Annotated in this window: 18 protein-coding genes and 1 tRNA gene; 17 read left to right on the plus strand and 2 right to left on the minus strand. The window is 67.7% G+C overall.

Translation table 11 applies throughout. From position 1 onward, the window contains the following. Positions 1-238 precede the first annotated feature (238 nt). The 12 genes from ACFOM8_RS11595 to ACFOM8_RS11650 all read left to right on the plus strand — a co-directional run bounded on the left by ACFOM8_RS11595 (position 239) and on the right by ACFOM8_RS11650 (position 13322). Positions 239-1243, plus strand: a complete 1005-nt coding sequence (locus ACFOM8_RS11595) for a thiamine pyrophosphate-dependent dehydrogenase E1 component subunit alpha (protein WP_377761503.1) — start codon at positions 239-241, stop codon at positions 1241-1243. 5 nt (positions 1244-1248) lie between these two features. Continuing rightward, the gene (locus tag ACFOM8_RS11600; RefSeq protein WP_377761699.1) at positions 1249-2268 is read left to right on the plus strand and encodes an alpha-ketoacid dehydrogenase subunit beta; all 1020 of its coding nucleotides are present in this window, start codon (positions 1249-1251) and stop codon (positions 2266-2268) included. Next, positions 2268-2507 (plus strand): biotin/lipoyl-containing protein, encoded by a 240-nt coding sequence (locus ACFOM8_RS11605; protein ID WP_377761504.1) that lies wholly within the window; start codon positions 2268-2270, stop codon positions 2505-2507. Before ACFOM8_RS11600 ends, ACFOM8_RS11605 begins: the two co-directional genes overlap by 1 nt. 65 nt (positions 2508-2572) lie before the next feature. Continuing rightward, positions 2573-4228 carry a glycerol-3-phosphate dehydrogenase/oxidase gene (locus ACFOM8_RS11610; protein ID WP_377761505.1) on the plus strand — a complete coding sequence of 552 codons (1656 nt, stop codon included), beginning with the start codon at positions 2573-2575 and terminating at the stop codon, positions 4226-4228. A 26-nt stretch (positions 4229-4254) separates the two neighbouring features. After that, positions 4255-5118: a class II fructose-bisphosphate aldolase gene (locus tag ACFOM8_RS11615; protein WP_377761506.1), complete on the plus strand. Its 864-nt coding sequence runs from the start codon at positions 4255-4257 to the stop codon at positions 5116-5118. Positions 5119-5128: 10 nt separating this feature from the next. Next, entirely contained in the window at positions 5129-5797 is a 669-nt protein-coding gene (locus tag ACFOM8_RS11620) for a 2-oxo acid dehydrogenase subunit E2 (protein WP_377761507.1), read from the plus strand. A 66-nt stretch (positions 5798-5863) separates the two neighbouring features. Continuing rightward, on the plus strand, positions 5864-6844 hold the full coding sequence (locus ACFOM8_RS11625; protein ID WP_377761508.1) for a substrate-binding domain-containing protein: 981 nt from the start codon (positions 5864-5866) through the stop codon (positions 6842-6844). Positions 6845-6900: 56 nt separating this feature from the next. Further along, complete coding sequence (locus tag ACFOM8_RS11630) at positions 6901-8430, plus strand: sugar ABC transporter ATP-binding protein (RefSeq protein WP_377761509.1); 1530 nt, start codon at positions 6901-6903, stop codon at positions 8428-8430. Positions 8431-8442: 12 nt separating this feature from the next. After that, positions 8443-9420: an ABC transporter permease gene (locus tag ACFOM8_RS11635; RefSeq protein WP_377761510.1), complete on the plus strand. Its 978-nt coding sequence runs from the start codon at positions 8443-8445 to the stop codon at positions 9418-9420. Between the two features lie 23 nt (positions 9421-9443). After that, complete coding sequence (locus ACFOM8_RS11640) at positions 9444-10910, plus strand: iron-containing alcohol dehydrogenase (protein WP_377761511.1); 1467 nt, start codon at positions 9444-9446, stop codon at positions 10908-10910. Continuing rightward, positions 10910-12427 carry a xylulokinase gene (locus ACFOM8_RS11645; RefSeq protein ID WP_377761512.1) on the plus strand — a complete coding sequence of 506 codons (1518 nt, stop codon included), beginning with the start codon at positions 10910-10912 and terminating at the stop codon, positions 12425-12427. The genes ACFOM8_RS11640 and ACFOM8_RS11645 overlap by 1 nt, the downstream gene beginning before the upstream one ends. Further along, positions 12414-13322, plus strand: a complete 909-nt coding sequence (locus ACFOM8_RS11650) for an HAD-IIA family hydrolase (RefSeq protein ID WP_377761513.1) — start codon at positions 12414-12416, stop codon at positions 13320-13322. Before ACFOM8_RS11645 ends, ACFOM8_RS11650 begins: the two co-directional genes overlap by 14 nt. A 23-nt stretch (positions 13323-13345) precedes the next feature. Here the strand turns inward: ACFOM8_RS11650 and ACFOM8_RS11655 are convergent, their stop codons facing one another. Next, a complete protein-coding gene (locus ACFOM8_RS11655) occupies positions 13346-13861 on the minus strand; it encodes a hypothetical protein (protein ID WP_377761514.1) in 516 nt (171 codons plus the stop codon). A gap of 1 nt (position 13862) precedes the next feature. After that, positions 13863-13947: transfer RNA gene (locus ACFOM8_RS11660), tRNA-Leu, on the minus strand. Between the two features lie 185 nt (positions 13948-14132). Here ACFOM8_RS11660 and ACFOM8_RS11665 point away from each other — a divergent pair. The 5 genes from ACFOM8_RS11665 to gltB all read left to right on the plus strand — a co-directional run bounded on the left by ACFOM8_RS11665 (position 14133) and on the right by gltB (position 22819). After that, positions 14133-15119, plus strand: coding sequence for a complex I NDUFA9 subunit family protein (locus ACFOM8_RS11665; protein WP_377761515.1), 987 nt, complete (start codon positions 14133-14135; stop codon positions 15117-15119). Continuing rightward, positions 15119-15922 (plus strand): undecaprenyl-diphosphate phosphatase, encoded by an 804-nt coding sequence (locus tag ACFOM8_RS11670; protein ID WP_377761516.1) that lies wholly within the window; start codon positions 15119-15121, stop codon positions 15920-15922. Before ACFOM8_RS11665 ends, ACFOM8_RS11670 begins: the two co-directional genes overlap by 1 nt. A gap of 153 nt (positions 15923-16075) precedes the next feature. Beyond that, a complete protein-coding gene (locus ACFOM8_RS11675; RefSeq protein ID WP_377761517.1) occupies positions 16076-17572 on the plus strand; it encodes an NAD(P)-dependent oxidoreductase in 1497 nt (498 codons plus the stop codon). A 10-nt stretch (positions 17573-17582) separates the two neighbouring features. Then, positions 17583-18281 (plus strand): hypothetical protein, encoded by a 699-nt coding sequence (locus ACFOM8_RS11680; protein ID WP_377761518.1) that lies wholly within the window; start codon positions 17583-17585, stop codon positions 18279-18281. A gap of 2 nt (positions 18282-18283) precedes the next feature. Then, entirely contained in the window at positions 18284-22819 is a 4536-nt protein-coding gene (gltB, locus tag ACFOM8_RS11685) for a glutamate synthase large subunit (RefSeq protein ID WP_377761519.1), read from the plus strand. The last annotated feature ends 88 nt before the right edge of the window (positions 22820-22907 follow it).

The raw sequence follows: 22907 nt of genomic DNA on the forward strand, positions 1-22907 counted from the left end.
GTGAACAAATGTGCCGGAACCTGGCCGAATCGTCCAGTTCCGTGACGGTGCCGCCACAGCTTTCTTGTCGCGGCGCTGCGGCGCTGCCATGGCCGGCGCCCTTCAGAACCAAAAATCCTTCGGCAATCGTTGGCATTCGCAGCCTGAGACGGCGCGGCGGATCTGCAAGCTTGCCACTTGAAACAGATTCTGATACATATGATCAACATAAGAACATTAGAGCCAAACGGATGATCTGATGGAACATGGACTGAGCCTGCCGGGCGATACCCTTCTGGAGATGCAGCGTCGGATGCTGCGGATCCGCCATTTCGACGAGCGCGCCTCGAAGATGGTCAAGCGCGGCTACATTCCCGGCACCGTCCACACCAGCATCGGTCAGGAGGCTCAGGTCGTGGGGGCCTGCATGGCGCTGCGGCAGGGCGACCACATGACCGGCAACCATCGCAGCCACGGGCATCCGATCGGGATGGGCTCGCCGCTGGGGCCGCTGATGGCCGAGCTGGTGGGCAAGGCGACGGGTGTCTGCCAGGGCAAGGGCGGTTCGCTGCATCTTGCGGATTACAAGGTCGGCAGCCTTGGCGAATCCGGCATCACCGGGTCGTCCATCCCGATCGCCGTGGGCGCGGGCTTGTCGGCGCAGGTGCTGGGCGAGAACCGCGTCGCGCTGACGTTCTTCGGCGACGGCGCGGCCAACCAGGGGGTTCTCTACGAATCGATGAACATGGCCTCGGCCTGGAAGCTGCCGGTCGTTTTCCTGTGCGAGAACAACCATTACGCCCTGTCCACCCCCGCCCATACCGTCACGGGCGGACGGATCTGCGACCGCGGCGCGGGGTTCGGGATGCCGGGCGTCCGGGTCGAGGACGGCCAGGACGTGCTGGCGGTGCATGAGGCCGTGGCCGCCGCCGCGGCGCGGGCCCGGGCGGGCGAGGGCCCGAGCCTTGTCGAGGTGATGACCTACCGCTTCCGCGAGCATTCCGAAGGGCTGCGCATCAACGTCGATTACCGCGACGCGGACGAGCGCGGCTTCTGGACCTCGCGCGATCCGATCCTGCTGTTCCGGGCGGCGCTGATCGAGGCGGGCAAGGCCACCGCCGAACAGATGGACGCGATCGAGGCGGAGATCCTGCGAGAGGTCGAGGATTGCGTGACCTTTGCCATGGAAAGCCCGGACCCCGCCCGCGAGGTGGCCTTTGCCGACCTTTATTCCGATCCCTACGACCTGGAGGACGTGCTTTGAGCTTGATGACCTTTATCGGCGCGATCGGCGCGGCCCAGCAAGAGGCGATGGCCGCCGATCCGCGGGTGATCCTGATCGGCGAGGATGTCGAGGCGAATGTCTACGGCACCACCGGCGGCAGCAAGCAGCGGGCCGAACAGGGCGACTTCGTTCAGCAGTTCGGCAGGTCGCGCATCCGCAACACGCCGATTTCGGAGGAGGCGATCGTGGGGGCCGCCATTGGCGCGGCAATGACCGGCCTCAGGCCCATCGTGGACCTGTCCTATTCCTCGTTCCTCTACATGGCGATGGACCAGTTCGTGAACCAGGCGGCCAAGAACCGCTACATGTTCGGCGGACAAAGCCGGCTGCCGGTGCTGTTCCGCTCGGCCATGTTCTACGGGCTGAACACCGGCGCGCACCATTCCGACCGGCCTTATCCGATGTTCATGGGCGTGCCGGGCCTCAAGGTCATCGCCCCCGCCTCGGCGCGCGACGCCAAGGGGCTGATGCGCGCGGCCATCGACAGCGACGACCCGGTCCTGTCCTTCGAGGCCGTGCCGCTGTGGGGCCAGAAGGAAGAGGTCGAGGACGGCGAGTTCACCATTCCCCTGGGTGTCGCCCGCACGCGCCGCGAGGGCAGCGACGTGACGCTGGTCGCGGTCTCGGGCTCGGTCCCGCTGGCGATGCAGGCGGCCGAGGACATGGCCGCGCGGGGCGTCTCGTGCGAGGTGATCGACCCGCGCACGCTGGTTCCGCTGGACACCAAGGCGATCGTCCGGTCCGTTCTCAGGACCGGGCGCCTGGTCATCGCGGAACCCGCGCACCGCACCTGCGGCGCGGCGGCCGAGATCGCCGCCGTGGTCGCGGACGAGGCGATGCACGCGCTGCGTGCCCCCATCAAGCGGGTCTGCGCGCTGAACATGCAGGTTCCCTTCAGCCCCGCGCTGGAGGCCGAGATCTATCCCACGAAAGAGCGCATCACCGCCGCCATCGAGGCGGTCTGCGCGGACCAGTTGGACACCAGGAACCGGAGGGTCGGGTAATGAAGGTCGAAGTGTTGCTGCCGCAATGGGGCATGGGGATGAGCGAAGGCACCATCACCAGCTGGCTGAAGAAGGTCGGCGACCGCGTCGAGGAGGACGAGCCCCTGGCCGAGATCGAGGCCGAGAAGGCCACGCAGGAACTGGAAGCCCCCGCGGCCGGCACCCTGGCCCAGATCCTTGTCGGGGAAGGCCAGGAAACCAAGGTGCGCACCGTCATCGCGATCATCGAGACCGACTGAACAAGCGCGCCCCGGCGCGGGCGGCGTCCTGCCGCCCCGCTCTCACGCCAAGCGGAACAGCGATCATGGCAAGTCCTCACACCGAGACAACCGTCGCGCCCGGCGCCGCCTATGATCTGGTGGTCATCGGCGCCGGCATCAACGGCCTCGGCATAGCCCGCGACGCCGCCGCCCGCGGCCTGCGCGTCGCCCTGGTCGAGAAGGAGGACATCGGCAGCGGCACCTCCAGCTGGTCGGGCCGGCTGATCCATGGCGGGCTGCGCTATCTGGAACAGGGCGACGTGGCCTTGGTCCGGGAATCGCTGCGCGAACGCGAGACCCTGTTCCGCATCGCGCCGCACCTGGTCAAGCCGGTGCCGCTGATGATCCCGCTCTACAGCCACAACCAGCGATCGAAATTGGCGGTGCGGGCCGGGATGGTCGCCTATGACATCCTGTCCTTCGACAAGACGACCGACGCCCACCGGATCCTGACCCGCGACGAGACGCTGGCGCGTTTCCCGCAGATGTCGCCCGATGGCCTGGAGGGCAGCGCGATCTTCATGGACGGCCAGGTCGTCTGGTCCGAGCGCCTTTGCGCCGAGGTCGCCTTGCAGGCGGCCGCCGAGGGCTGCCATATCCTCACCCACTGCCGGGTGGACGGGATCCTGCAAGACGGCGCGCAGCTGACCGGGGTCACCTATACCGACGTGCTGACCGGCGAACGCCATGCCTTGTCGGCGTTGATGGCCGTCAATGCGGCCGGGCCCTGGGTCGATGCGGTGCTGGGCGCGCGGCAGGCGCAGGGCAAGCGCCATATCGGCGGCGCCAAGGGCAGCCATCTGGTCCTGGATCCGTTCCCCGGCGCGCCCGACGACGTGGTTTATTACGAATCCCGGGTGGACGGGCGGCTGGTCCTGGTGATCCCCTGGGGCAAGCGCTACATGATCGGAACGACCGACAAGAAATTCGACGCCGATCCCGACACCGCCCGCGCCGACGAGGCCGAGGTCGATTACCTGCTGGGCGAGGTGAACGCGCTGATCCCCGGCGCCGGACTCAAGCCCTCGGACATCCTTTATACCTACAGCGGCGTGCGGCCGCTGCCGTATGTGCCCGAGAAATCGGAATGGAAGGTGCCGCGCAGCCACGTGATCCACGACCACGCACCCGATTGCCGGGGACTTCTGTCGATCATCGGCGGCAAGCTGACCACCTATCGCAGCCTGGCCGAGGAAACCGTTGACGCGCTGTTCCGGCGGTTGGGCCGCAAGGCGCCGCCCTGCACCACGCGGCGCGCGCTGTTCCCCGGCGCGCGGGTCACCGACCTTGCGGCCTATCGCGCCCAGCTGCTGGCGACCTCGGAGGCCAATGCGGGGGTGGTGGACCGGCTGGTGTCGATCTATGGCGCGCGGGCGGGCGACGTGCTGGCGCTCGGCTCCGCGGACGCGGCCCTGTTGGAACCCTTCGATCCCGACAGCGGAGCCGTTCCGGCCGAACTGATCTTCACCTTCCGCCACGAATTCTGCCGGACGCTGACCGATGCGCTGATCCGGCGGGTGATGGTCGGCCTGAACGGCAGCTGCGGCCGCCTGGTGATCCATGCGGCCGCCGCGATCCTGGCCGCCGACCAGGGCTGGGACGCGGCCCGGACGGCGCGCGAGGTCGCCGACTACCACCGCTACATCCGCCGCTTCGCCGTGCCGGGCCTGGACACCGCCAGCCGCGTGGCCGCGCAATGAAACCCTTTCCGACAAGAGGACCGACAATGACGCCCCAAGCCGACCCCCGTGACCTGATCGAGAACGCGCGCAAGGGCGGCTATGCCGTCGGCGCCTACAACATGCACAACGAGGAAACGACCGAGGCTCTGGTATGGGCCGCCGAACGCGCCGACAGTCCCGTCTTCCTGCAAGTCGGGCGCGCGATCATTCCGCACATGGGCGTCGCCCGCGCCTTCGAGATGACGCGCCGCGTCGCCGAGCGGTCGAACGCGCGCTACGTGATCCATCTGGACCACGGGTCTTGGGACGAGGTGATCGAGGCGATCCGCCTGGGTTTCACCTCGGTCATGTATGACGGCGCGCACCTGCCCTTCGAGGAGAACATCGCCACCACCCGCAAGGTGGTCGAGATCGCCCACGCCTTCGGCATCCCGGTCGAGGCCGAACTGGGCAAGATCCCCGACGCCGGCCAGAACGTCGATTGGGAAGACTATTACACCGATGTCGAGGAGGCGCGCCGCTTTGTCGCCGAAACGGGGGTGGATTACCTCGCGGTCTCGGTCGGGATCGTGCATGGCGTGATCCCGAACCTGCCCGAAAAGCCCATCAACATCCAGCGCATCCGCGAGATCAAGGCGGCCACCGGCATTCCGCTGGTTCTGCACGGCGCCTCGGGCCTGACCGACCGCGAGGTGCAGGAGGCCAAGGCGGCGGGCGTGCACAAGTTCAACGCCGACACCGACCTGCGCCACGCCTTCCGCAAGGGGCTGGAATCGGTCTTAGCCCAGGGCGACCGCCAGCTGGAGGAGGCGATGGCCGAAGGCCGCGCCCGCATGATCGACGCGGCGGTCGGGAAGATGCGCCAATACGGCTGCGCGGGCAAGGCCGCGCCGGCCCTGGCGGCCTGAGGCCACGGCGATGGATGACAGCCTGACCGCCGATCCCCAGCCCCGCCTGCGCGAACTTGGCAAGACCGAAAAGCTGATGGTGCGGGCCATGAACGCGGCATGGACCGCCCCCATGTTCCCCGTCACCGTCGAGGTGGACATGACCGCCGCCATGGCGCGGCGCGGCGCGGGCGTGACGCTGACCGACGTGATCCTGGCCGATTGCGCGGCCACCCTGCGCGGCCATTCCGCATTGAACGCGCATTGGCTGGATGGCGGCGTGGCGGAATACGACAGGGTGAACCTGGGGCTGGCCGTCGCCGCCGAAAAGGGTCTGACGGTGCCGGTGATCCACGGCGCCGACGGGCTGTCGCTGGAGGAGATCGCCCAGAGCCGCAAGACCCTGGTCGAGCGCGTCCGCGCCGGGCGCATCGGCATCGCGCAGGTGATGGGGGGCACCTTCACCGTCTCGAATCTGGGAATGTTCGGCGTCACCCGCTTTACCGCCATCGTCAACCCGCCCCAGGTGGCGATCCTGGCCGTGGGCGGGACGGTGCGGCGCCAGGTCTGGAACGGCGGCGACCCGCAATGGCGCCCCATGGCCGAATTCACGCTGACCAGCGATCACCGCGCCGTGGACGGCGCGCGCGCGGCGGCGTTCCTTGCCGACCTCCGGCAGCGGTTGGAGACCGCTGCCTGAGCGCCCAATCCGCGCCCCGCGAGGGGGCGCGGCAGCCGACACGACCAAGCAGAGGAGGCACTGGTCATGACGAATTCCCCCCTTTCCCGCCGCATGGCATCCCGCCTGACGGGCGCGGCCTGCGCCCTTGCGCTTCTGCCGATGGCGGCGGCGGCGCAGGACAAGCCGGTGATCGGCGTTTCGGTCGCCGATCAGCGTTCGTTGTTCTACATCGCGGCCGTGGACGGGATGCGCGCCGCCGCCGAGGAGGCAGGCTACGAACTGAACGTGCAGTCCGCCTCGAACAACTCGCGCCAGCAGATCGACCAGATCAACAACCTTCTGGTTCAGCAGATCGGGGCCTTGATCTTCATCTCGCAGGACAGCACCGCAGCGGCGGCGGGCGTGCGCGCGGCGAACGACGCCGAGGTGCCGGTCGTGGCCGTGGACCAGCGCCCCGAGTCGGGCGACGGCAAGCTGGCGACCTTTATCGCCACCGACAGCGTGGGCGCGGCGCGCGAGCTGTGCACCTGGCTTTTCGAGCAGATCGGCAACGAGGGCAAGATCGCCGTCTTGCAGGGCGTTCTGGGTTCGACGGCCGAACAGCAGCGCAGCCAGGGCTGCAACGAGGCCATCGAGGCGACACCCGGCATCGAGGTGGTGGCCACCCAGGCTGCCAACTGGGACGAGAACGAGGCGTATCGCGCGACGCAGAACATCCTGACCTCGCAGCCCGAGATCAAGGCAGTCTTTGCCCAAAGCGACGCGATGTCGCTTGGCGCCGCCAAGGCGGCGCGCCAGGCGGGGCGCGAGGATCTGATCTCGGTCGGGATCGACGGCTTTCCGACGCAGCTCAAGGCCATCTCGGAAGGGTTGACCCAAGCCACGATGGCGCAAATCCCCTACAGGATGGGACAGATGGCCGTCGCGGACGCGATCCGCATCATGACCGACGCAGGCAGCGACATCCCGGCCGAACAGTATCAGGATGCGGTTCTGATCACGGCCAAGAACGTGGGCGAGTTCAAGCCTTCGGACTTCTACGGCCCGGCCGCCGACAACATGTGAGCCGCTGCTCCGGCCGGCACGCGCCCGGCCGGAGCCTCCACCTGGAGAACGCAACGATGCTAGATGCCGCCCCCGCGACCAGCGGCCTTGTCTGCCGCAACCTGTCGAAATCCTTCGGCCCGGTGAAGGTGCTGCGCAACATAAACCTCGAGTTGCGGCCGGGATCGGTTCTTGGCCTGATCGGCGAGAACGGCGCGGGCAAGTCAACCTTCAACAACATCATTGCGGGCGTTCTTTCCCCGACCGAGGGACAGATATGGCTGGACGGCGCGCCCTATCAGCCGCATTCCCCGTCAGACGCGCTGGATCGGGGCGTGGCGCTGATCCATCAGGAAATTCGTCTGTTGCCCGGTCTTTCGGTCGCGGAGAACCTTTTCCTCGGCCGCCAGCCGGTTCGCGCGGGCCGCATTGATCGCGCCGCCATGATCGAGGAAAGCGCAGCGGTTCTGGCGGCCCTGGGTGTCCGTCTGGACCCGCGCCGGCCGGTCCGGGGCCTTTCGATGGCGACCCAGCAGAGCATCGAGATCGCCAAGGCCTTGCTGCGCCGGCCCCGTTACGTGATCTTTGACGAACCCACCGCCTCGCTTGGCGAAAGCGACGCGGCGCTGATCTTCGAGCAGATCGACCGGTTGCGCGCGCGCGGAACGGGGATCATCTACGTTTCGCACCGGCTGGACGAGATCGGGCATCTCGCGGACGGCATTGTCTGCTTGCGCGACGGCCAGAAGGTGGCCGACTGGCCGACCGTTCCGGTTCCGAAGCAAGAGCTGATCAATGCCATGGTCGGCCGCGCCTTCGTGTTTCAGCACGAGGCCCCTGCGCCGCATCGCGCGAAGGTCGCGCTGAGCGTCCGGGACCTTGGCCGGGCAGGCGCTTTCCGCGGCATCGGCTTCGATCTGCACGAAGGCGAGATCCTGGGCCTTGCCGGCCTTGTCGGGGCGCGGCGGACGGACGTGGTGCGGGCCTTGGCCGGCGCCGACCGCGCGGACACGGGCGAGGTGCGGCTGGACGGGATCCCCTTGGCGCTTGGAACGCCTCGCGCCGCGATCGACGCGGGCATTGTCATGGTTCCCGAGGACCGCAAGGGGCTGGGGCTGAACCTCGACCGCTCCGCCTCGGCCAACATCACCCTGCCATGGGAGGCGGGACTGGCGCGCGGCGGGCTTGTCCGTCCCCATGATGTCGAAAGGATGGGCCGCGCGCAGCGCAGCCGCTTCGACATCCGCGGCCGGATGGAACTGGCCGTCGGCGCCATGTCGGGGGGCAACCAGCAAAAGGTTCTGCTGGCCAAGTGGCTGGTGCGCGATCCCCGCGTCTTCATCGTCGACGAGCCCACGCGGGGCGTCGATGTTGGGGCCAAGATGGCCATTTACCAGATCATCCGCGACCTTGCCGCAAGCGGCATCGCGGTGATCGTCGTGTCCTCGGAACTCGAGGAAGTGCTTGGCCTCTCGCACCGCGTCCTGGTCATGTCCGAAGGCCGCCAGACCGGCATCCTGACCCGCAACGAGGCCACCCCCACGCGCGTGATGGCGCTGGCCGTCGGCGAGCCGACGCGTCGCGACATCCTGCAACCGACCGGCTGAGAAGGAGCACCCATGTCCAACCTGAATGATACCGTCCGGGCGCCGCAAGAAGGGCCGGGCTTGCTGAAGCGGGCAGTTGCCGCGGTTCCCGGCCCGCTTTGGGGGCTGCTTCTGGTCTGCGCGGTCTTCTCGTGGCTGTCGCCCTATTTCCTGACCTCGCGCAACCTCATCAACATCTTCAGCCAGGTTTCCGAGATCGGGATCATGGCGGCGGGTGCGGCGCTGGTAATCATCATCGGCGGGATCGACCTGTCGGTCGGCGCGGTTCTGGCGGTCAGCCTGATGGTCAATGCCTGGCTGAACCGCGAATACGGCATCCCCTTCGGCCTTTCCGCACTGGCGGGCCTGGGCGTCGGCGCCCTTGTGGGGCTGATCAACGGCGTTCTGTCGACCTATGGCCGCATCCAGCCCTTTGTCGCGACGCTGGCGACCATGTCCGCCTGCTCGGGGATCGCGCTTTTCATCACCAATGGCGCGCCGATCACCGGCTTTCCCGAATGGTTCACCAACCTCGCCCGGATCCGCGTCCTAGGCATCCCGCTGGAGATGATGCTTCTTTTCGCCGTCTACCTGGCGGTCGCGTTTTGGCTGCGCTTTCGTCCGACAGGGCGCGCGCTTTACGCGATCGGCGGCAGCGAGGAGGTCGCGCGCCTTTCGGGCATTCGCACCCGGCGCATCAAGGTGCTGGTCTATGTCATCGCCGGCACGCTGGCGGCGCTGGCCGGACTGATCCTGGGCGCGCGGCTGGATTCGGCCCATCCGACCGCCGGGATCGCGGATCTGTTGTCGGTCATCGCGGTGGTGGTGATCGGCGGGGCAAGCCTGTCGGGCGGCTCGGGCGGGATGCTGGGGACGTTTATCGGGCTTCTCATCATCGGCGTCTTGCAGAACGGCATGGCGCTGCTGAACGTCTCGCCGAACCTCCAGCCGGTGGTGATCGGCGTCGCGATCATCGTGGCGGTGATGCTGGACCGCCAGTCCAAGACCTGACACCCACAAGGAAAGGTTGATCCATGGCCCTTGATCTTGCGCTGAACGATCTGTCGCATCTTGACCGCATCCGCCGGGTGCTGGCCGAGAACGATCTCAACGGCCAATTCGCCGCGCTGGACATGGCCGAGGTGCATGTTTCGGAGAACGCGCTGCACCTTCTGACCGATGTGCTGGCGCGGCACCTGGCCGCGGCAGGGCGCACCCCTTCCTCGGCGACGCGGGTCTGCGTCCTGACCGATCCGGTGCTGATCCGGCGGCGGGACGCGGATCTCAAGGCGCTGGTGCTGGAAAGGATCGGCGCCCGTCACCGGGCGGTGCGCGTGGTGATGGATGACGGCCACCCGATCCTTCACGCGGACGAGGCGATCCTGGAAGCCGCGGCCGCGGCCTGCGCGGGCGCAGACGCGGTTGTTTCGGTCGGGGGCGGCACGATCACCGATGTGGCCAAGATCGCGGCCGAGCGGGCGGGCGTCCCCGTGCATGTCGTGATCCAGACGGCGGCCTCGGTGGACGGGTTCACCGACAATTTCGCCGTCGTGTTGCAGAACGGCGTCAAGACGACGCTGCCGTCGCGCTGGCCCGATGCCGTGCTGACCGACACGCAGGTCATCGCCGGCGCCCCCCCTTACCTCAACGCCTCGGGCTTTGGCGAGCTTATGTCGATGTATTCCGCCCCCGGGGACTGGTTCCTGGCCGCGCGGATGGGCATGGACAGGCGCTTCGCGCCCGTTCTTCTGGACATGCTGGCCTTGTGCGGCGAGGGGATCGAGGATTGGTCCGCCGGTGTCGGCCGCGCCGAGCCCGAGGCCTGCGCCCGGCTGGCCACGGCCCTGGCGATGCGCGGGATCGTGACGGGGGTGGGAGGCACCACGGCCTCGCTGTCGGGGATGGAGCATCTGGTCAGCCACATGCTGGACATGGCGAACGGAGAGCTTCACGCCCCGACCGGCCTTCACGGCGCGCAGGTCGGCGTCGGCTCGGTCATCCGCGCCGCCGCCTGGGAGGAGTTTCGGGACCGTGTCGCGCGGGAGGGGCTGCCCGTGGCGCGGCTGTTCCGGGATCCCGCTGGTGCCGAAGCCGCGCTGCGGGACGCTTTCGCCTGGCTGGACCCGACCGGCCGGATCGGCGGCGAATGCGGGTCGCGCTACCGCGCCAAGCTGGATCTGTGGCACGCCGCCCGACCGCAGGTCGAGGCCGCCTTCGCCGATTGGGACGCGCTGACGGCCGAGCACGACCGGCTTTGCTTCGGCGCCGGTGTCATCGCGCGCCATCTGCACCGCGCGGGCGCGCCGATGCGCTTTGCCGATCTCGACCCCGCGCCCTCGGCGGCGCGCATTCACTGGGTCACCGGCAATTGCCAGTTCATGCGCGAACGCTTCACGGTCGCCGACCTGCTGACCCTGGCCGGCTGGTGGACGCCCGAGGATGTCGCCCGCGTGCTGGACCGCGCCGAGGCGGCCTGCGCCGCCGCCGAAAGGGGGGCCTGATGGGCGATCTGGTCCTGGCGGTGGATTGCTCGACCACGGCCGCCAAGGCGGTGGTCTGGGACATGGCGGGCCGCGCGGTCAGCATGGGGCGGGCGGGGTTCGCCCATTCCGCCCCCCATCCCGGCTGGGGCGAACAGGATCCCGCGGATTGGTGGTCGGCCACCGTCGCCGCCATCGGCAAGGCCTGCGGGCAGATCGACACCTCGCGGCTGGCGGCCCTGGCGATCACCCATCAGCGCGAGACCTTTGCCTGCCTCGACCGCGCAGGCAACGCTCTGCGCCCGGCGATGCTGTGGCTGGACACCCGCGCCACGGCCGAGGTCGACCGCTTCGGCAGCGACGCGACCCACGCCGCCACGGGCAAGCCCCCCAACACCGCGACCAGCTGGTTCAAGCTGAAATGGTTGCAGCGGCACGAACCCCGGACGCTGGAGGCCACGGCCAAGGTCGTCGACGTGCATTCCTACCTGGTTCACCGCCTGACCGGGGAATGGGCGACCTCCTGGGGCAGCGTGGATCCGCTCGGGGTGCTGGACATGCGCCGCTTCGCGCTGGACGACGGACTGATCGGCGATCTGGGCCTGGACCGCGCGCATTTCCCCGAGGTCCAGGCGCCCGGCACGATCCTGGGCCGGCTGACGTCCGGCATCGCGGCGCTGCTGGGCCTGGCGCCGGGCCTGCCGGTCGTGGCGGGCCTGGGCGACGGGCAGGCGGCGGGCCTGGGCGCGGGCATCACCCGCCCGGGCGAGGCTTATCTCAACCTGGGGACCGGGATCGTGTCGGGCACCTTCAGCGCCGATTACCGCACCGACCGCTGTTTCCGCACCATGACCGGCGGCATCCCCGGCACCTATCTGCTGGAAACCTTTTTCGGCGGCGGCACCTACAACATCACCTGGTTCACCGAACGCTTTTCGGACATCGGCGCCCGCCCCTTCGGCCTGGACCTGATCCCCGAGCGGATCCTCGAGACCGCCGCCGCCGATCTGCCAGCCGGGTCCGAGGGGCTTCTGGCGCTGCCCTATCTGACCGGCGTCCTGACGCCCTATTGGGACAGCAATGCGCGCGGCGTGCTGTTCGGTCTCAGCCCCAGGCACGGCAAGGCGCATCTGTTCCGCGCCACCCTCGAGGGGCTGGCGCTGGAACAGCGCCTGTCCACCATCGGCGCCGAGGATGCGATCGGCGCGCGGACCGCGCGGTTCCTGCTGATGGGCGGGGGCACGCGCAGCGCGTTGTGGTGCCAGATCATCGCCGATGTCCTGGAACGCCCCATCGAGATCGCGCGCGAGGCCGAGGCGACCTGCCTTGGCGCGGGGATGCTGGCCGCGGCGGGGGCGGGGCTTTATGCCGACCCCGCCGAGGCCGCCACGGCCATGAGCGCCACGGGCCGCATCTATCACCCCGACCCGCGCGAAAGCGCCCGCTATTCCGACCTGTTCGATATCTATCGCAGCCTTTATCCCGCCCTGCGCCAGCAGTTCGGCCGTCTCAAGGAATTCCAGCATGAACCCGCCTGACCTCGTTGCCGCCGACCGCTACGCCTCGCTGTCGCTGGACCAGGCCTGGGCCCGCTACGAATCCATCCGGGACCGGCTGCCCCCGGTCGGCCGGCGGGGCCGGATGCGGACGGCATCGCGGCTTCTGGACGTGGCGCGGGACTATGACGGGTTTCTCTTCGACAGCTTCGGCGTCCTGAACGTCGGCGAGACGGCGATCCCCGGCGCGGCGGAGTGCCTGCGGGATCTGCGCGCGATGGGCAAGCGGTTCTGCATCCTGACCAACGCGGCAAGCCATGGGGTGGGTCCGGCGCTGGCCAAGTATCGGCGGATGGGGCTGGACGTGCGCGTGGGCGAGGTCGTCTCCAGCCGCGATGTCGCCTTTGCGCATCTTTCGGGACGGGGGTGGGCCGCCATTGCGGCAGCGGGCGACGGGTTCGAGGATGCGCCCGTTCCCCTGGCCGATCTGCTGGCGGCCGCCGACTGGGACGCGCCCGGCGGGTTCGTCTTTCTGTCCTCGATCCGCTGGAACGCCGGGTTGCAGGACCGGCTGGTCGCCAGCCTCCGCGCGCGGCCCCGGCCCGTCATCATCGCCAACCCCGACCTGGCCGCCCCGCGCGAGAACGGGCTGAGCCTCGAGCCGGGCTTCTGGGCGCATGACCTGCAAGACCGCACCGGCATCGCGCCCCGTTTCTTCGGCAAGCCCTTCCGCGAAGCCTTCGACGCCGGCCTTGCTTGTCTGGGCGGCCGCATCGCGATGGTGGGGGACACGCTGCACACCGACATCCTGGGCGGGATGGAGGCGGGCTGCGACACGATCCTGGTGACCCGGCACGGCATTCTGGCAGGTCGCGACCCCGCACCGCTGATCGCGCAAAGCGGCATCCTCCCCGACCTGATCCTCCCCTCGATCTAAGGCTTTCGGAAACAGCCTTCGGCCTATCCGGCTGCCCGAAGGCGGTTCCAGCCCTTCCTGGGGGCGGCCATCCCGCCGATCTCTCGGGGCGTGTCGAACAGTTCGGCAAAGGTTCGCGCGCCAATCTGGCGGAAATGCGCTTCGAGTTCGGAGAACGCCTGCTCGGTGGAATTTCGGCTCCCTCGGCATTCCGGTGCGTTGCAAGTGTGTCCAGAATGACGACGGTTCCACGTATCCGTTCCGGCGCCTTGGGCCAGATGCGCTCTCTTTTGCCTGCGCTGATCAAGTTCCAGCACAGGCAACCCGGCAGCCATACGGCGCTGTAAACTGACCGGGGATTTCGAACTGCGCCGCCGTGCCGGCGATACGGCTTGCAAGGCGATCGCGCCGAAGCCCGGCTGTTCGCCTGACAGCCTGCGCTGCCAGAAGGCCGAACGCGGTGGCGGAAAGCGCGCCGGGACAACCGTCCCCCGAGTCCACCCAATCGAGTCCACCCAATGGAAAACCCCAAGAATCTTGCGATTCTTGGGGTTTTCCATTTGGTGCCCAGAAGAGGACTCGAACCTCCACGCCTTGCGGCACACGGACCTGAACCGTGCGCGTCTACCAATTCCGCCATCTGGGCCAACTGGTGTGAGGCGGGTCTCTAAAGGCAGTCGCGGGGGGCGTCAATGGGGGTCCGGCGAAAAATCTCGCGAAAAATCTCCGGGGCATCCATCCGGCCCTGCAATCCCTGCCCGTCCGCCTTGTCGCGCCGCCCGCGCTTGGATAAGGAGCGAAAGGCATCGGCATGAAGGAGGCGAGACGCCCATGGCGAAACTGGTCACGATTTTCGGCGGATCGGGCTTTCTGGGCCGGCAGGTGGCTCGGCTGATGGCCAAGCAGGGCTGGCGCGTCCGCGTGGCCGTGCGCCGCCCGGACGAGGCGCTGTTCACCCGCACCTACGGATCGGTGGGCCAGGTCCAGCCGGTCCTGTGCAACATCCGCGACGACCTGTCGGTGCGCGCGGCGATGGCGGACGCCGATGCGGTGGTCAACTGCGTCAACATCCTTACCCCCAAGGGCAAGAGCACCTTCAAGGCCGTTTTCGAGGACGGGGCCGAGAACATCGCCCGCCTGTCCGCGGAAATGGGCGTGGCGCGGCTGGTCCATGTTTCGGGGATCGGCGTCGATCCCGACTCCGACAGCCCTTATGTCGCCAGCAAGGCGCGTGGCGAGGCTGCGGTGCTGCGCCACCGCCCCGATGCGGTGATCCTGCGCCCGTCCGTCATGTTCGGGCCGGACGACAAGTTCTACAACCGCTTTGCCGCCCTGACGCGGCTTGGGCCCGTGCTGCCGGTGGTGGGCTGCAAGGTGCGGATGCAGCCGGTCTTTGTCGACGACGTGGCCATGGCCGCCGTCAAGGGCGCCACGGGCGAGGCCGCCCCCGGCATCTATGAGCTGGGCGGGCCGGACGTGCTGACGGTGAGGGACATCATCGGCCAGGTGCTGAAGGCCACCATGCGCCGCCGCGCCGTCGTCAACATGCCCTTCTGGCTCGCGGGCCTCGGCGCGCGGGTGCTGGGGCTTTTGCAGTTCATCACCGGCGGGCTGTTCACCAACTCGATCCTGACCCGCGACCAGCTGGCGCTTCTGCGCCGCGACAACGTGGTATCGCCCGGCGCCCGGGGTTTCGCCGATCTGGGCATCCAGCCGATCGCGGCGGACGCGGTGATCGACCGGTATCTGTGGCGCTTCCGCCCTTCGGGGCAATATGACGCGATCAAGCAGTCGGCCAAGAACCTGCGCGCCGATTGATGGAGCCGAATACCCTTGTCGCGGCCGTCCTCGGGGTTCTCGAAGGACTGACCGAGTTCATTCCCGTGTCCTCGACCGGGCATGTCCTGCTGGCGGGGCATTTCCTGGGCTTCGACTCGCCGGGCCGCAGCTTCGAGGTGCTGATTCAGCTGGGCGCGGTGCTGGCGGTGCTGGGGGTCTATGCGGCGCGGATCGTCCAGATCCTGGCGGCCGCACCCCATGACAGGGCCGCGCGGCGCTTTGTCTGGGGGGTGCTGCTGGCCTTCGCGCCCGCGGTGGTGGTGGGCGTGCTGGCCCATGGCTTCATCAAGACGGTGCTGTTCGAAACCCCCATGCTGATCGCGGTGATGCTGATCCTTGGCGGGGCGGTGCTGCTGTGGGTGGACCGGCTGGCCCGGTCTCCGGTCTACACGCGGGCCGAGGATTTCCCGCTGTCCATGGCCTTCAAGATCGGACTGATCCAGTGCCTTGCGATGGTGCCGGGCGTGTCGCGGTCGGGCGCCACCATCGTGGGCGGGCTGCTTTTAGGGGCAGACAAGCGGTCGGCTGCCGAATTCTCGTTCTTTCTGGCCATGCCCACGATGCTGGGGGCATTCGTTTTCGACCTGTTCAAGAACCGTGACATCCTGGACGCAGGCGCCATCGGCACCATCGCCATCGGCTTTGCCACGGCCTTTGTCAGCGCCCTGATCGTGGTGCGCTGGCTGCTGGGCTATGTCTCGAAGCACGGCTATGCGCTGTTCGGCTGGTGGCGGATCATTGTGGGAAGCCTTGTGCTGGCGGCGCTTCTGGCCGGTAGGTAAGCAAGCGTGACCTAATAACGACATGTCCAAGGCGGAAATCTGGCCCAAGGCCGGAAAATATCGGCTTTAGGTCAGCATGACTGACTTTTCATCTTTTCCCCCTTGGTTTATTGGCTCGAACGGAAGCTCCTGTCATTGGAAGGTTGCGCAGCCATGGCCACGCAGAAGATGCTCAAGTTCGTCTCGACCCCGCGCGAGATGCCCGAGAAACGCTCGGCCGCTGAACGCAGCGAGGACTTTCACGAGATCTACCGCGAATACGCCAAGGCCAAGGCCGCCGAACAGGCCAGCCGGTGCAGCCAGTGCGGCGTGCCGTATTGCCAAAGCCATTGCCCGCTGCACAACAACATTCCCGACTGGCTGCGCCTGACCGCCGAGGGGCGCCTTTACGAGGCTTGGCAGGTCAGCCAGGCCACCAGCACCCTGCCCGAGATTTGCGGCCGCATCTGCCCGCAGGACCGTCTATGCGAAGGCAACTGCGTGATCGAGCAGTCGGGCCACGGCACCGTCACCATCGGCGCGATCGAGAAATACATCAACGACGTTGCCTGGGAGGAAGGCTGGATCACCTCTGTCAAGCCCCGGCAGGAACGCGCCGAATCGATCGGCATCATCGGCGCGGGCCCCGGCGGGCTGTCCGCGGCCCACATGCTGCGCGCGCGCGGCTTCCAGGTCACCGTTTACGACCGTTACGACCGGGCGGGCGGGCTGATGACCTATGGCATTCCCGGCTTCAAGCTGGAAAAGGACGTGGTTCTGCGCCGCAACCGCTGGCTGGCCGACAGCGGCGTCGAATTCGTGCTGAACTGCAACGTGGGCCAGGACATCAGCTTCGATGCGATCCGGGGCAAGCATGACGCGGTGCTGATCGCGACCGGCGTCTACAAGACCCGCGACCTGGACATCGACAATGCCGATGCGGGCGGGGTGGTGCGGGCCATCGACTATCTGACCGCCTCGAACAAGGTCGATTTCGGCGACGAGGTGCCCGATTTCGCCGATGGCGAGCTGGACGCCCGCGGCAAGCGCGTGGTTGTCATCGGCGGCGGCGACACCGCCATGGACTGCGTGCGCACGGCGATCCGCCAGGGCGCGCTGTCGGTCAAGTGCCTTTATCGCCGCGACCGCGCCAACATGCCGGGCTCGCAGCGCGAGGTCCAGAACGCCGAGGAGGAAGGCGTGGAATTCGTCTGGATGTCCGCGCCGGGCAAGTTCATCGGCCATGTCACCGGCGATTTCGCCGCCAGCCAGGAAGCCGACGTGGACGGGCCGGTGCGGACCGTGACGCAGATCGCCTCGGTCGGCATCCAGCGGATGCGCCTTGGCGCCCCGGACGTGACCGGGCGCCAGTCGCCCGAACTGATCGAGGGGGCCGATTACGACGAACCCGCCGACCTGGTGATCAAGGCCCTGGGCTTCGAACCCGAGGATCTGCCGAGGCTGTGGGGCGTGGACGGGCTGGAGGTCACCCGCTGGGGCACCATCAAGGCCAATTTCCAGACCCACCAGACCAGCCTGCCCGGCGTTTTCGCCGTGGGCGACATCGTGCGCGGCGCGTCGCTGGTCGTCTGGGCGATCCGCGACGGGCGCGAGGCCGCCGAGTCCATCGCCGGTTACCTGACCGGCGAGGCGCGCGTGGCCGCGGAATAGGGGCGGGCCGATGATGGGACGGATCATCGCGACATCCGGCATGGTCCTGATGCTGGCGGCGCCGGGCCATGCCGCGACCTTTACCCCGCCGCAGGGCTGCCAGCTGCAATCGACGGTGCAGAACCGCGGCTGCTCGGTCAGCCAGTATTACGTCTGCAAGGCCGATCCGGCGGGCGATCAGCGCAGCGCGATCTTCGGCAAGGAAGGCCTGCGCCATCTGTCGCGCATCGACGCGGAAACCCGTTGGCTGGAAAGCAGCGATCCGAACACGGGTCTGGCCGATTTCCTGGTGGAACGGTCCAAGGACCACGCGAGCTTCCGCACCCTGCTGGAAACGGGCGAGGACAGCTTCGATTTCTGGACCGAATCCAACACCGGCGAGCGCCTGCGCCATGTCGGCCAGGACATCCTGACCGGCGAGACGGTCGAGATCGACGGCGAGCCCCTGGAGGTCACGCGCTTTCAGCTGAAGACCTACGGCGCCGACGGCGAGCTGCTGATCGAACGCAGCGGCCAGCAGTTCATCAGCCGCAAGACCAACCGCTTCTATGGCGGGATCGAGCAGCAGTCCGACTGGACCGGCCAGCGCCAGGAAACCAACGACAGCCCCGTCACCTTCGCCTTTCCGGGCGAGGCAGGCTTCGGGGACACCGAACCGCAATTCGACTGCGATCAGTTGCTGACGCAGCTTCTGCACGAAAGGGCCTAGCGATGAGCAAGGATTGGCAACAGGAACAACAGGCCCTTCGCGACTGGATGGGCAAGCACAGCCTGTACCGCGAGGAAGACGAGCATTCCTCCTGCGGCGTGGGCCTGGTGGTCAACATCGGCGGCAAGGCCAGCCGCAAGGTGGTGCAGTCGGGCATCGACGCGTTGAAGGCGATCTGGCACCGGGGCGCGGTCGATGCCGACGGCAAGACCGGCGACGGCGCGGGCATCCATGTGCAGATCCCCGTGCCCTTCTTCTACGACCAGGTGCGCCGCACGGGACACGAGCCCGACGGCAGCAAGCTGATCGCCGTGGGCCAGGTCTTCCTGCCGCGCACCAACTTCGCAGCCCAGGAAGCCTGCCGGACCATCGTGGAATCCGAAGTCCTGCGCATGGGCCATTACATCTACGGCTGGCGCCACGTCCCGGTGAACACCGCCGTTCTGGGCGAAAAGGCCAACGCCACCCGCCCCGAGATCGAACAGATCCTGATCCGCTGCGAAAAGGACATCGATCAGGTCCGCTTTGAACGCGAGCTTTACATCATCCGCCGCCGGATCGAGCGCGCGGCCGTCGCGGCGCAGATCGCGGGGTTGTACTTCTGCTCGCTGTCCTGCCGGTCGATCATCTACAAGGGCATGATGCTGGCCGAACAGGTCGCGGAATTCTATCCCGACCTCAAGGACGAACGCTTCGAATCGGCCTTCGCGATCTATCACCAGCGGTATTCCACCAACACCTTTCCGCAATGGTGGCTGGCGCAGCCCTTTCGCATGCTGGCCCACAACGGCGAGATCAACACGCTGAAAGGCAACCTCAACTGGCTGAAAAGCCACGAAATCCGCATGGCGTCGTCGGCTTTCGGCGACATGGCCGAGGATATCAAGCCGATCGTGCCCGCCGGCTCGTCGGATTCGGCGGCGCTGGATGCCGTGTTCGAGGTGATGGTGCGGTCCGGGCGCAGCGCGCCCATGACCAAGACCATGCTGGTGCCGGAAAGCTGGTCCAAGGCCACCACCGACATGCCCAAGGCCTGGGCCGACATGTACGCCTATTGCAACGCCGTGATGGAGCCGTGGGACGGTCCCGCCGCCCTGGCCATGACCGACGGCCGCTGGGTCTGCGGCGGGCTGGACCGCAACGGCCTGCGCCCGATGCGCTATGTCGTGACCGCCGACAACCTGCTGATCGCCGGATCCGAGGTGGGCATGGTTCCGGTCGACGAGATGAGCGTGCGTGAAAAGGGCGCGCTCGGCCCCGGCCAGATGATCGCCGTCGACATGTGGGACGGCAAGCTTTACCACGACGCCGCCATCAAGGACCGCCTGGCCGCCAGCCAGCCCTTCGGGGAATGGATCGAGAAGGTCGTGGACCTGAACGACATCATGCGCGAACTGCCCGAACAGGCGCATTTCAGCGGCGAGGAACTGCGCCGCCGCCAGACCGCCGCGGGCTACACGCTGGAGGAACTGGAACACGTCCTGTCGCCCATGGCCGAGGACGCCAAGGAAGCCATCGCGTCGATGGGCGACGACACCCCGCCCGCGGTGCTGTCGAACCAGTACCGCCCGATGAGCCACTTCTTCCGCCAGAACTTTTCCCAGGTGACGAACCCGCCCATCGACTCCTTGCGCGAAACGCGGGTGATGTCGCTGAAGACGCGGTTCGGCAACCTCAAGAACGTGCTGGATGAATCAAGCTCTCAGACCGAGATCCTGATCCTGGAAAGCCCCTTCGTGGCGAACGGCGAATTCGCCGAGATGAGCCGCATGTTCGGCGAAACGGTGACGCGGATCGACTGCACCTTTCCCGACGGCGCCGGAACCGACGCCCTGGGCGAGGGCCTGGCCCGCATCCGCGCCGAGGCCGAGGATGCCGTGCGGTCGGGCGCGGGCCATCTGGTGCTGACCGACGAAGGGCAGGGCGAGGCGCGTGTGGCCATGCCGATGATCCTGGCGACCAGCGCGGTCCACAGCTGGCTGACCCGCAAGGGGCTGCGGACCTTCTGTTCGCTGAACGTGCGGTCGGCCGAATGCATCGACCCGCATTATTTCGCCGTGCTGATCGGCTGCGGCGCGACCACCGTGAACCCTTATCTGGCCCAGGATTCGATCCAGGACCGGATCGAGCGCGGCCTTCTGCCGGGCACCCTGATCGAGAACATGCGCCGTTACCGCGACGCGGTGGACGCGGGCCTGCTGAAGATCATGGCCAAGATGGGGATTTCCGTCATCTCGTCCTATCGCGGCGGCCTGAATTTCGAGGCCGTGGGCCTGTCCCGCGCGATGGTGGCCGAATATTTCCCCGGCATGCAGTCGCGGATCTCGGGCATCGGTCTGCACGGGCTGCAATCCGATCTGGAGGAGCTGCACCACAAGGCCTTCCACGGCAGCGCCGACCTGCTGCCGGTGGGCGGCTTCTACAAGATGCGGCGGTCGGGCGAAAAGCACGCCTGGGAAGCCAGCACCATGAAGCTGTTGCAGGTGGCCTGCGACCGCGCGTCCTATGACGTGTGGAAGCAGTACAGCGCCGCCATGCGGGCCAATCCTCCGATCCATATCCGCGACCTGCTGGACATCAAGCCCCTGGGCAAGCCGGTCCCCATCGAGGAGGTCGAATCGATCACCTCGATCCGCAAGCGGTTCGTGACGCCCGGCATGTCGCTGGGGGCGCTGAGCCCCGAAGCGCACATGACGCTGAACATCGCCATGAACCGCATCGGCGCCAAGTCCGATTCGGGCGAGGGCGGCGAGGATCCGGCCCATTCCCACCCGCTGCCCAACGGCGACAACCCTTGCGCCAAGATCAAGCAGGTGGCCTCGGGCCGCTTCGGCGTCACCGCCGAATACCTCAACGCCTGCGAGGAACTGGAGATCAAGGTCGCCCAGGGCGCGAAACCGGGCGAGGGCGGGCAGCTGCCCGGCATGAAGGTCACCGACCTGATCGCGCGGCTGCGCCATTCGACCAAGGGCGTGACGCTGATCAGCCCTCCGCCGCACCACGACATCTATTCCATCGAGGATCTGGCGCAGCTCATCTACGACCTGAAGCAGATCAACCCGCGCGCCAAGATCACCGTGAAGCTGGTGGCCTCCAGCGGCGTGGGTACCATCGCGGCGGGCGTGGCCAAGGCCAAGGCCGACGTCATCCTGATCAGCGGCCACAATGGCGGCACCGGGGCCTCGCCCGCCACGTCCATCAAGTTCGCGGGCCTGCCGTGGGAGATGGGCCTGACCGAGGCGCATCAGGTGCTGGCCATGAACCGGCTGCGCGAACGCGTGACGCTGCGCACCGACGGCGGCCTGCGCACGGGCCGCGACATCGTCATGGCCGCGATGATGGGCGCCGAGGAATACGGCATCGGCACCGCCGCCCTGATCGCCATGGGCTGCATCATGGTCCGCCAGTGCCAGTCGAACACCTGCCCGGTGGGCGTCTGCACCCAGGACGAACGCCTGCGCGCCATGTTCACCGGCAGCGCCGACAAGGTGGTGAACCTGATCACCTTCTATGCCCAGGAGGTCCGCGAGATCCTGGCCGGGATCGGCGCGCGGTCCCTGGACGAGGTGATCGGGCGCGCCGACCTGCTGACCCAGGTCAGCCGGGGCGCCGCGCATCTGGACGACCTGGACCTGAACCCGCTGCTGATCACCGTCGATGGCGCGGACAAGATCGTCTACGACCGGTCCAAGCCGCGCAACGCCGTGATGGACACGCTGGACGCCGAGATCGTCAAGGACGCCGCCCGCTTCTTCGAGGATGGCGAGAAGATGCAGCTGTCCTATGCGGTCCGCAACACCCACCGGACCATCGGCACGCGCACGTCCAGCCTGATCGTGCAGAAGTTCGGGATGCGCAACAGCCTGCAACCCGACCACCTGACGATCCGCCTGACCGGCAGCGCCGGGCAGTCGCTGGGCGCCTTTGCCGCGCCGGGTCTGAAGATCGAGGTGTCGGGCGATGCCAACGACTATGTGGGCAAGGGCCTGTCGGGCGGCACCATCGTGGTGCGCCCGCCGATGGCAAGCCCCCTGGTCGCGGCCGACAACACGATCATCGGCAACACGGTGCTGTATGGCGCGACCGACGGATACCTGTTCGCGGCGGGCCGCGCGGGCGAGCGTTTCGCCGTGCGGAACTCGGGCGCGAAGGTGGTGATCGAAGGCTGCGGATCGAACGGCTGCGAATACATGACCGGCGGCGTCGCGGTGATCCTGGGCCGGATCGGCGCCAACTTCGGGGCGGGCATGACGGGCGGCATGGCTTACCTTTACGACCCGCTGGGCGTGGCGCGCGATTACATCAACCCGGAAACCCTGGTGATGTGCCCTGTCACCAAGGACCACTGGGAAGGCCAGTTGAAGGGCCTGGTGGAACGGCACTTCAAGGAAACCGGATCGCGCCGCGCGGGCGAGATCCTGGCGGACTGGCAGGCCGAAAAGTCGAGCTTCCTGCAAGTCTGCCCCAAGGAGATGCTGATCCACCTGCCGCATCCGATCATGGATGTCGAGGAGCCGGCGGCAGTCCCGGCCGAGTAGGCGGGACACCGGAACCCGCGCCGGGCGCGCAGCAATGCGCGCCCGTTCGCATTCGCAGGCGGGGCGATCGGCGTGACGGGAAAGGAAA

Source organism: Paracoccus angustae, assembly GCF_042648745.1.
Taxonomy (GTDB): domain Bacteria; phylum Pseudomonadota; class Alphaproteobacteria; order Rhodobacterales; family Rhodobacteraceae; genus Paracoccus; species Paracoccus angustae.